Source organism: Pseudomonas asiatica (assembly GCF_040214835.1).
GTDB classification, from domain to species: Bacteria; Pseudomonadota; Gammaproteobacteria; order Pseudomonadales; family Pseudomonadaceae; genus Aquipseudomonas; species Aquipseudomonas putida_Z.
Window position 1 is genome coordinate 1,474,301 of the sequence record NZ_CP157874.1, and the last position, 10,694, is coordinate 1,484,994.

A 10,694-nucleotide genomic window follows, 5' to 3' on the forward strand; every position below is an offset into this window, starting at 1 on the left:
ACGTACCTGACCAAGGGCAATGCCCTACGAAAGGGAATTCATGAGTAACAAAATTATTGCCTATCGTCCTGATATTGATGGATTGAGGGCCATTGCCGTATTGGCAGTCGTGATATTTCACTTCAACAAGCAATGGTTGCCGGGTGGCTTTGTTGGGGTTGATATTTTCTTTGTGATCTCTGGATACTTGATCACAGGGATTGTGGCTAGGCAACTAACCGCAGGGGAGTTCAGATTTGCAGATTTTTATTTGCGAAGAATTAGGCGAATCTTCCCCGCTACTGCTTTTATGATCTTCGTTGTCCTGTCGATCGGCATTGTTCTGATGTTGCCAGCTGACGTGAATGATCTATCAGGATCAGCACTTGCCTCTATTTTGTCAGTGGCGAATGTATATTTTTGGAAGTATCTGGACGTAAGTTACTTTGCTGCGTCTTCAGATATGGTTCCGTTGCTTCATATGTGGTCGCTAGGCGTTGAGGAACAGTTCTATTTGCTGTGGCCCGCTTGTCTATTTTTTGCATTTGCTTGGGCTGGGAGATATTGGCTAATAGTTTTTGCCGTGTTCGTGGCGATAGCATCTTTCATCTGTGGGCAACTAAATCTGGTTGTCGATCAGAAGTTTGCATACTATATGTTGCCTTCGCGTGCTGGTGAGCTGTTGGTTGGTGCGGTCACCTATTTTATATGTCAGAACAGTAATTACAGACTTCAGCGGATTTATGCTGAGCTTATGGCTGTTGTCGGCCTTGTGATTGTAGTCTGGTCTTTGGTAATGATCCGTGAGTCGGATGGTTTCCCTGGCCTCATCTCGATAGTGCCTACAGTTGGCGTTGCGCTGCTTATTGCAGTTGGCACATTCAGCCCTACATTCATCGGTAAACTGTTTTCCTTCCGTCCGATAGTCGGTATCGGGCTGGTTTCATTCTCTCTCTATTTATGGCATTGGCCGGTGTTGGCGTTTTATCGTTACGCAATGGGGGAGCCGGATCTACTGGGAGGGGGCTTGTGTCTTGTTATCATTATAGTGATGACATTGTTCTCATACTTCTTCGTTGAAAAGCCCTTTAGGCATGGAGGGGCTCCCGCCAAAGCTCTGGCTCTTTCTGGATTGCTCGTAGCGACATGCATGCTTTCCGGTGTTGCGTTGTATTTTAATGGAGTGATTCAGCTTCTGTCGCCAAAAGGCTACGCAGAGACATTAGCTGATATTGGCAATAACACAGGTCCAGCTTTCAGCTATCGATATGTATGTCAGGTAGGAGCAAAGCCGGAATTTTTGAGTGACAAGAGATGTGTAGTCGGAGATACGAGTAAAGAGCCACGAGCAATGTTGTTTGGTGATTCTAATGCTGCGCACTTCATGGGTTATTTTAAGGTTCTTTCTGAGCATTATGGGTTCGCGCTGCGAAATATAGAACACTCCTCTTGTCCGCCATTCCCTGAAGAGTTAAGCAGGAAGTACACTCCACCCGCCGCAAAAAATAGCTGTGTTGAATTCAATAGAATGGTGCGGAGTGAACTGAACAAGTACGAAACTGTTGTCTTGGGTGCAAGCTGGCATGCGTATGCGAAGGAGCCGAGTTTCGAATCTGACCTTAGGCGGACATTGAAGCTTCTTACCGACTCCGGTAAGAGTGTCGTTATTGCTCTCCGCGCGCCAGGTTTCATTGGCTATGACCGCGAGTGCAGTAAGAAACAACTGAAGATTCCTTTCATGTCATGTGAGAAGCAATCTTCGTATGTGGATAAAGGCGATATTGCGGTTAATAAGCTAATTGGTGATGTGGCTCGAGATTATCCGCGAGTAGCCGTGTTCGGCTTGCGAGATTTGATTTGCAAGAATGGTATGTGCTCAGCCTACATGAATGGCATTCCGCTGTATTATGATGAAGGGCACTTAAGTATCCCTGGTTCTGAAATGCTAGGTGCGGAAGCATTGCGAACAAATTCACTTCCTTGGGAACTATTGCGAGTGCTTTCGAATAACTCTGAGCCGTTAGCGGATAGTGACAGTAGTCCAAGCATGTAATGGACTGTTGGGCTGCATGAAGATTGGACAGGCACTGAAAAGTACCTGTCCAATCTTCTATTTTCAATAGGGGGAGATCTTTATAAAAGGTTTTCGATCTGTTCTACATTGCATTTTGCAGATAGCTGCTCTTCGAGGGCGTCTTTGTAAAAAGCAATGATCTCTAATGTCTCGTACGAACTAGGAACTGGGAAGCGGGCGTCTCGCGATGTGTCGTACCAGCGCACATCACGGCGAGCACCATCGACTACTAGATAAAAAGCAACGCTCCCGCTATCCTGAAACTTCCCATCGATTACCAAAGAGCAATGTGCAAATATTTCTTCATCGGCTTTAAAAGCAGCAACAGCAAGCTTTGCGCCTAAAGAAATGAACGGTGGATAAGGGCGAGGTGTTGACGGGGGTTCGATAACCATCGCATTTGGGTGGTCGGTTTTTTTTCTTATTTGACTAAGAGCTTCTACGTAGTAACCCTTACAGTAATGGAAAGGAGAAACCCCCCATCGGTGTTGTTCGTCCGCAGTTAAAAGAGATGGTGAAAAACTCATGAATTGATGTTCGGCCAATTCATGGCTTAAAACATCATACATCCAGTTTAGTTCGGCATTTGCTTTTTCAATAAAAGCGGGGGCTACGGGGAAATTTGTATCGCTATCTTTTTCAAACTTAGATGACCAGAAGACTTTGTTGATGATAACTTTGTCAAGCTTGTTTCGATCTTTCAAGAAAGCAAATAATTTTTGCATTCCTTGGAACCAGAGTCGACGACGCTCCATGGATCCTTGAGGAATTATCCTAAAGCCAGCTATGGATGGCTCTTCGAGTAAGCCGCTTTCGGTAAGCTCATTTGAGAGCGTGATTATTTGGCCGGAAGGCAAGGCTATAAGGTCGAATCTTTCATCGATCAGGTCAATTAGGATTATATCTGCGTCATTGAATTGATTGTTCTCGGAGAACATCGCTTTGGAGAAGTCGTACGCAACCATGCGGCGTCGAAAGGCAGAAGGAATGCGTTGTAATGCCTCATCGTTAGCATAAGCCGCACTACATAGTGAAGCCATAGAGGATCTGGCATAGTATTCTAAGAGACTGAAGTCGCTGTTTTCTTCGAGGTTAAATATGTCTCGGGAAACGCAGCTGCCATAGATAATTAAATTCTTAGTCACTGTATTGTTTTAGCCTTCTGGAATGATGCAGTTTGAACGTGCATCAAATGGTGCGACCACATAGCCCATATGGTTTTTGGGCGTAACCGAACTGATTATCTTGGCCAACACTGATGCGGTTCGATATTCATGGGACGGTTAGCGGTGGCGATCATATAGGATCCAATTTATGCCTTGTGAGGGGTAGCTGATAATGCATTATCCCGAGCAGGAAGGGCGAATGCAACGACCACGCAGCGGTTGCTAGGCGCTCTAAACACATAATACGTCACACAAATAAAATCGTGACGCACTGGGCGCTCATGCATGGGGTTCTTGATGTCGTCATGCTGCTTGAGTCGTAAAGCTATGACCCCCGGATAGCGCAGATAGTTCATTTTTCGGTCGACTGGATGCGCTGTAGGGCGTGGTAGCCGAGGGTCTTTCTTAGAGGTCTATACGAATGGAGGCAGGGCTGGAGGAAAAGTGTAAGCTTTTATAAGAATAAACTACTTGGAGGATAATTGAGCCAGGTATGCAAACTTCAGCTCGAGAGAAGCCTTTCAAAAGTTGAGAGTTCGCGACCCTTGCTATGTCCTAACTTTTAGTATTCTGGCCTGTTGATCGAGCCAGGTATTTTGGCGAAATCTGCAGAATGTCCTTGGCCATTTCTTTCTTGATGTTGTTTCGAGAGAATTGCTCGACAAAATCAGAGCGAGAGGTTTGCTGCATTTCCAGACGTTGAAAGGCTTCAATTGCACCGTCTATATCGCAAGGTCGAAACAGTGCAATGTTCTTGATGCGCTTTTGCGCAAAGCGCGCCGCATAACCAGAAAGGCCACCCCAAATAGGTTTGTTGGTGGCGGCGTACTCAAACAGCTTCGAGGGAAGGACGCGGCGAAATGCCTTTAGGTTATTCAAGTGCAAAAAAAGTACGTCTGCTTGATAATAAACACGAAGCAGTTCATCTCGCTTCATTGGTTGTGAAATTCGAACGTTATCGACCTTAGCATGCTCCAAGGCAATCTTAAGGTGTTCTAATGTGCTGCCAGCACCGACTAGGTGAAACTCAACTTGATCGGCAAGTCGCTTTGCGAGTTCTGGAAGTATTTGGTGGAGCCCTTGTCCGGTGCCAATATTGCCTGCGTAAACCACTTTAATTCTCGACGACTTTTTTTCGGACTCTGCTATCTGGGAGGGCGAGATTTGGTTGATGAATAAATCATCTACGCCATTGGTGTAAAGAGTGAAATCTCGACCTGGATAGCGAGTGTTGAAGTAAGGCAGGAATCCAGGTGATATCAAATTCACTCGGGTCGCTCTATTAATCGTCCAACGCTCAATCGGTGAGAAAGTTAATGCTGCGAAACGCCCCCATCGAGCGGGTAAGAGCTCTCGTAAGGTATCAACGAAAATGTCGCGAATATCTAAATACAATCCACAACCATTTCGTTGCGCGATGAAAGCCCCGAGAGATGCAGTCATTAAGCGCGACGATGTGGCGAAAACCAAATCGTAGTTTTGATTTCGTGTGATCTTTAAAGCGTTGGTAGCAAAGCTGATGAAAGCTCTAGCCTGGTCCCTAATCCCACTTCGATGTGCCGGTACATCAATGCGCCTTATTGTTAACAGCGGGGAGCATTCAAAGTTCACCGCATTTGCTGTAAAGGAGTGATAACGATTAGGGCGTGTCGTGACCACATCGATAGCCACGTGCTCTCCTAATTCAGCCCTTAGCGCGTTGACCAGCGCTTCTGCACGAAATGAACCGGCCGAAAGATCCGGCGGGTAGTAAAAGCTTAGCAGAAGAATCCGGGTGGTCATTATCGAACCTATTCTATTGGTGTGGTCGCAGGGAGTATTTGTTGGTAAAGGTCCACCAAGCGAGCCTCCTGCTCCTCCCAATTCAAGGTACTTGCAGTTGCGCGCGCGTTACTGGCAAGTTTTTTACGCAACTCGAGATCTGTAACCAGTTGGTTCAGCGCACGTGCTAGAGCAGGTGAATTATTGGCTGGTACCAGTATTCCTACATCATTGTTACGCACGATGCGACGTATTTCAGGGAAATCAGTTGCTACAACAGGGAGTCCAGCGATCAAATATTCGAAGAGTTTGTTGGAGTCGGTAGTGTAGTGATTGAGACAAGTGTTTTCGATTGGCTGCACGCCAATGTCAGCAGATGCTGTGTACTTTGGCAGTTCTGATAGAGCTACCGTGGGAATGAAGTGAACACGTTCCTGCAATCCGAGTTCCTCGCAGAGCTGGATCAGGTTTTGAGTCAGGCGCCCGCCTCCGATAAGCACAAAGTAGGCATTTGGCACCTCTTTGGCAGTTTTAATCAGCTTTTCAAGCCCTCGACCTTGCTGCAAGCCACCTTGATAAATGACTATCGGCCAAGGCGCTGCCAGACCAAGTTCTTCTCTAATGCGATTCGATGTTTCACAATGAGACAGCCGAGGACGATTTTGTAAAACAGTAGGGCGTGCTACTCCATAAGCGCGAGCAAAGTACTTCGCTCTTGCATCGGTCGTAGTAATGCTGCCATCTACTTTGGGCATCAGCAACTTTTCAACCAAGCCAACTAGGCTGCGGAAGCTTTCATAACCTTCGCGACTGGTGCTGATTTCATGGGCGTCATAAACCAAACGTGCTTGGCTGAAGCGGGCTGCTAGCCAGGATGTGGGTAGGGTGTTCACATCGTGGGAGTGCACAAGATGAGGGCGATACCGGACCATGTGCCAAAGAAGAGCAGTATGCGTCCATGTTCGGGCGATAAGGCGGAGAAGTTGATGCTTGAACGTGAGTTTGCCAATGGGGCCTTGAGGTTTGCTCGTGCGGGGTGCCACATTTGGCACAGTTCTGCCCTTACGCCAACGCCACAACGGACTACGAGCAACACGGAAGACTTCAATACCATCCTTTAGTTGTTCCTGCTGGCTAGTTACGCCGGGAGTATGCAAAGCAAAGACTTTAACTTTATAGCCTGCCCGTTGGAGGGTTTGGGCTTCTTTCAGAACACGAGCATCATTCAGGAATTCATTCCAAACAATCATGGCTACGCGTTGCATACGGCTACCTCTAAAGCTGATTGGTTGAGTGCACTTACCAAATTTGAAATTTGAGGAAGGGTTTCAGCAGCCGATATATAGTTTTGTCTGACGAGAAACTGATCGAGTTGGAAGCATAGGGCCGAAAAATGCAGGTGCTGCACCGTAATCTCCTGCATATCTACGCGTTGCTCTTTGAGTTCAATTAGCAGTTCAGAAAGCAATGGTTCCAGTTTTTTGGATATTTGCAGGCTGGCTCCGACGGGCTCGAGGCTCCAGTTTCCCCAGTAACTGGCCGTAAGGGCTCCAGTGTTGGAAATGAATATTTGGTCCTTGCCCACCTGAGAGTTACAAACATGAAGAGGAAGGGTGCGAAGCAGATAGCGAATGCTTTCTATATGTCGCATGAAATCCTCGAATGCAGCTTTGTGTTGGCTGACGTCGAGCGCCTCGCCTAGATTGATCAGTGCGGAATCACTTAGGCGATCCCACAGGAGCGGCCTGGAACGGGTATATTTCTGTACCAGTGATTGAGATGGGGTGCTTCTCATGAGGAGTTTGGTAAGTTCAAGTTGATGTATACCAAATTCAACCGCGGGTATTTTGTTCAGGTGCTCTGGTCGGAAAATGTGACAGTGAAAACCATCTAGCACAGTTGCATGAACGAAAGGAAGGGTATAAAGGTTCCGAACGTGCGGATCGGAAAGTAAAGTCGCTTCGTTGATGGCCAAAGTGCTTCGCGTGGTGTTGAAGATTTTGATAAGATGTGTGTCTGAAGTTCCCTGGATGCATTTTGACCTGACTTCGAGAGCGAACACATCGTGCACTCCACTTTGATGCCAGTTTACATGATGCTCTGTATAAGCCTTCTGCATGACGTCGTTAAGTAAAGCCGGCACCCAATTGTCGATCTGGCTTTGCGTGAAAATGCTCCAGAACTTTGTTGCTTTAGACTTTGTTTCGCCTGTTAATTTATGACCGTTAAAAAACAGGGCTGAAATCTGAAGGCGCTGCTCTTTCAGCAGCATCACATCCTGTATGAGCAAGGTCGCACGCTGCATGATCTGACGTGTGAGCAATACTCCGATTATAGCTGGAAGCAAGCTTGGTGGCGTATCTGAAAGTAGATCATAGGCGAGATAAGAAAAAGAAGCCAAGAAGCCAAAGGATCCCATTGAATTAATTAGTTCGTAGGTGCCTTCGTTTGTCGACGATGAGTTACCTTTTTTTAACGCAGATATAGCTTTGGCGGCGACGCCCATGCAGAGCCAGAATGAGATGACTGCGATAGTCAGCTCTAAATAGATGAATCCAAGTGCCGCGATGGTTAGTGCGAGAAAAACTACAGCAGCTAAACTGCGTGTAAATCGAAGATATGCCTTGCGGGCTACATCATCCTGCCCATCGAAGACAATCAACTTGCTGCTATTGTTTACCAGCTTTTCGCTGCCAAGGGCTGTTAGCTTCTTTGTTATCGATTCTGATGCAAGATAAAGCAAGTAGAATGCAATGGCTGCAATGCAGAGGCCTACGAACAGGTTCTTTTGCTCAAATTCCTTGAAATATTCGGGGAAGTATGAGGGGATGGAAGGTGACCCAATAAGAATGATTGCCTTCAGGGGCAGATATGATGCTGCCAACAAGCTGATCTGCGCTGCTAAAGTGCAGATGATGATTGTGAGGGTTAGCCCCGGAATATTGCGAGTTATCTTGGAAGCAACGGAATAGATCCAGCGGCCTGAGTTGGGGTTTACGCTTTTTGCTTCGTTCATGATAACTTGCCTTGTTTCAAGTGTATCTGGGTTTTCCGGGGCGTTACTTTAGTTTATTGCCCAGGAAAGTACTGCTTGGGTGGCTGCCTGGTTAAGGTTGGGCTGTTTGAAGTTTGCAACAATCATCGCGGAGTTCGGCTTCCTGAAGTATACCTGAATTGTCGACTCGTCTTGAGTTTTAATGGTCGGGTTGTAGCCGTTCTTTTCTAGTGCTTGGCTGAAGTCTTGGTATACAGTCTTCAGGTCAGCAGTGGTCTCGAAGTAATGGAATTGACGATCCTTCTCGTCCTTGGTTGTCAGGTAGCTTTTGGTGCTCTTGACATTATTTAAGGAGATCTTGTGGCCTTCCTTAAGGTTAACGTTGGCGGTGTTCGGCGCATCGCAAGCGGTCAGGAAAAGGGCTAGAATCGAATACAGAGCAATCTTTTTCATGTTTGTTCCGAAATGCTTCAGTTTTGGTGGGCTGTAACAGTGAATTTCGCTTTAATAGCGTTCTTCATTTCAAATGCGACCATCGTCGTGTCAATCTGCTGCATGAATCCAACTCCGCTGATGCCTTTTATCAGTTGATCATCGTTCCAGCCTGTGACGACCGTGCAAGGGCAGTTCGAAGCGATGGTAATTCGATAGCTGGACGCCGGATGACGAATTTCCACGCCATCCTCAGTTGTTGTCACCCGCGTGCCGTCACCGCAGTGGAACAGGCTAAACATGGGCTTGTCTTTCAGTGTTGTATGGATCTCGTCGCTGATATCAAGCTGCAGTTGATCCAGATATCCTGTGATGCTGCGTTTTACGATGGCGTCGGTAAAGGCGTCATGCGAGCCATGCAAAGCAAAGTCATTGCCAATGATCTCCCCTGCAAGTTGAGCGTGCCCGGGTTCAATGCTATATGGCACATCGCCGATAACCGGGTTGTTGTGAGAGTAGGGGCCCCTCAGGAAGCTTTGTATTGGCTTAACATACTCATGCGAGTAGAAGCTAGGGTCGATAAGCCACTCAATACCATCCATGAACAACGTGAAAGACAGGTTGTCCTGATGTTTGTGTGTTTTGCACAGCGAAGTTGCAAACATGGTCAGCATGTAAGCGGTCTGTGCATGGTTGCCCTTGATAATCGCGTATCCTGCAGTCGGAAGGATCGTCGCGGAGGCAGTTGGGTAATTCTTGCAATTACGTACCGTTTCCAGGTCCGGATTAGCGCGGCGGAACGTGTCGCCCTGCGCAGGGGAGCGATTATCTGGGTAGCGCAAGAAGTCAGAGAATTTGAGTAGTTCTTCAGCGACCGTTGGAATGGTGGTGACGTGGGAACTCTGCTGCGCCAGTTCGCCGGCGAAGGCGATCAGCCGTTGCACACCTTGGTGATAGCCGATGGAGTTTTCTACAAACACCGCGTAACCGTTGTCGCGAACGATCAACCTGTCAAGCTGGTCAGTCAGGCGTGACAAGGCCAGCGACTGCCAGCGTTCGGAGCATGGGAAATCGGGCATGGCCAGGCTGGTTGCCAGCAGTGCCATATCCTGGAACCAGGCATGGTTGTGGTAGCGGGATGCTTGGTGAGAGGCGTAGAACATCTCCGAAGCCAGCAGCTGGGCGTGTTTGAAGATGGCTGCGCGCAGGCGCACCATGAAGCGGGTATCGAACTGCTGCTTTGCACCAATATCCCAGATCATCAAGAACGCTAGCAGTCGCTCGGCGGTGCCATGGTCATACCAGGCAAACTTCCTGTCCTCGTCGGCATTGAAATAGCTTCGTTCCAGCCAGTTACTGGTGAACTCGCGTGCCGGGAACAGAGGAGCAACGCTGCTCTCTTGCCGTGCATGCAGCATCAGAATGATTGCCGGATGCAGCGAATGCCACGAAAAACGATAGGTGCCAACAGCGTCAAGTTCGTCTGGCAGGGTCAGTTGCCAGTCCCAGTCCAGGCCAATGTTTCCATAGAGTGGGCAGACGCCTTTCTCCAGATAATCATTCGCTTGAGTCGGCACGTCCTTGAAGCACTTCTCCATGTAAGCATACAGAGAATCGAGAAGTGCTTCGGGAAGAGGCTGTCTTGCAAAACCTTCGGTCAGCCAGGCAGCGGGCTTGTCGTTTTCATGCCAGCAAGTCAGGCGCTCGATCTCCAGGGTGGAGCCTTCTTCTTGCGGCTGTCCTTTGAAATAGAGCTTTATTTCCTCAAAATCGCAGGCGGGCGGGGCAGCCCAGTCATTCTGAATACCGAATGCCAGGTCGTTGTGCCCGATAGTGAAATCAACCCACTCACCTCGTGCGGCATTCACGATCTTTACATGGCGGTAGCTGCCTTCGAATGTGTAGCCAACGCCGATGTAGTTCAGCTTTTCCCAATCGGATATGCGGAACCTCAGGTGCAGGCCGTTCCCGTGGAAGCTACGCGGCATCTTGAAGCGAAGTTGGTAGACGTTCGCGTTTCCAGTAAAGGTAAATACTGGATTGCCATCCAGCATTGCAGCGCGCGCATTGCCGCTGAAACCCTGCAGGTTGAAAGGCTCGTCGATTTCGCTACCGTGGTTGCAGAATGATCTGTAGTCCAGAATGGCCCGGTCGGAGAGGAAGTCCAACGCAGGCTTATCTACCACGGGTACTGGTGTGGCCTCGATTTCGTCTTCCTTGAAGAGGTGATCGCGGATTTTCTTAAGCATGTCTTTGTAATGTTTTCTGAATAGTGAAAAGGGCGCAG

General features: G+C 48.1%; 7 protein-coding genes. 1 reads left to right on the top strand and 6 read right to left on the bottom strand.

Annotation, left to right across the window (positions count from 1 at the left end; all coding sequences use genetic code 11):
- Positions 1–40 precede the first annotated feature (40 nt).
- The gene (locus tag ABNP31_RS06755; RefSeq protein WP_350013112.1) at positions 41–2,032 is read left to right on the top strand and encodes an acyltransferase family protein; all 1,992 of its coding nucleotides are present in this window, start codon (positions 41–43) and stop codon (positions 2,030–2,032) included.
- A gap of 80 nt (positions 2,033–2,112) precedes the next feature.
- Here ABNP31_RS06755 and ABNP31_RS06760 read toward each other — a convergent pair whose 3' ends face one another.
- The 6 genes from ABNP31_RS06760 to ABNP31_RS06785 all read right to left on the bottom strand — a co-directional run bounded on the left by ABNP31_RS06760 (position 2,113) and on the right by ABNP31_RS06785 (position 10,656).
- Positions 2,113–3,198, bottom strand: coding sequence for a DUF6270 domain-containing protein (locus ABNP31_RS06760; RefSeq protein WP_350013113.1), 1,086 nt, complete (start codon positions 3,196–3,198; stop codon positions 2,113–2,115).
- Between the two features lie 576 nt (positions 3,199–3,774).
- A complete protein-coding gene (locus ABNP31_RS06765) occupies positions 3,775–5,001 on the bottom strand; it encodes a glycosyltransferase family 4 protein (protein ID WP_350013114.1) in 1,227 nt (408 codons plus the stop codon).
- Between the two features lie 8 nt (positions 5,002–5,009).
- A complete protein-coding gene (locus tag ABNP31_RS06770; protein ID WP_350013115.1) occupies positions 5,010–6,245 on the bottom strand; it encodes a glycosyltransferase family 4 protein in 1,236 nt (411 codons plus the stop codon).
- Complete coding sequence (locus tag ABNP31_RS06775; RefSeq protein WP_350013116.1) at positions 6,233–7,996, bottom strand: hypothetical protein; 1,764 nt, start codon at positions 7,994–7,996, stop codon at positions 6,233–6,235. The genes ABNP31_RS06770 and ABNP31_RS06775 overlap by 13 nt, the downstream gene beginning before the upstream one ends.
- Before the next feature lie 48 nt (positions 7,997–8,044).
- The gene (locus ABNP31_RS06780; RefSeq protein WP_085692421.1) at positions 8,045–8,428 is read right to left on the bottom strand and encodes a hypothetical protein; all 384 of its coding nucleotides are present in this window, start codon (positions 8,426–8,428) and stop codon (positions 8,045–8,047) included.
- A gap of 17 nt (positions 8,429–8,445) precedes the next feature.
- Positions 8,446–10,656, bottom strand: a complete 2,211-nt coding sequence (locus ABNP31_RS06785) for a heparinase II/III domain-containing protein (protein WP_350013117.1) — start codon at positions 10,654–10,656, stop codon at positions 8,446–8,448.
- Positions 10,657–10,694 lie beyond the last annotated feature (38 nt).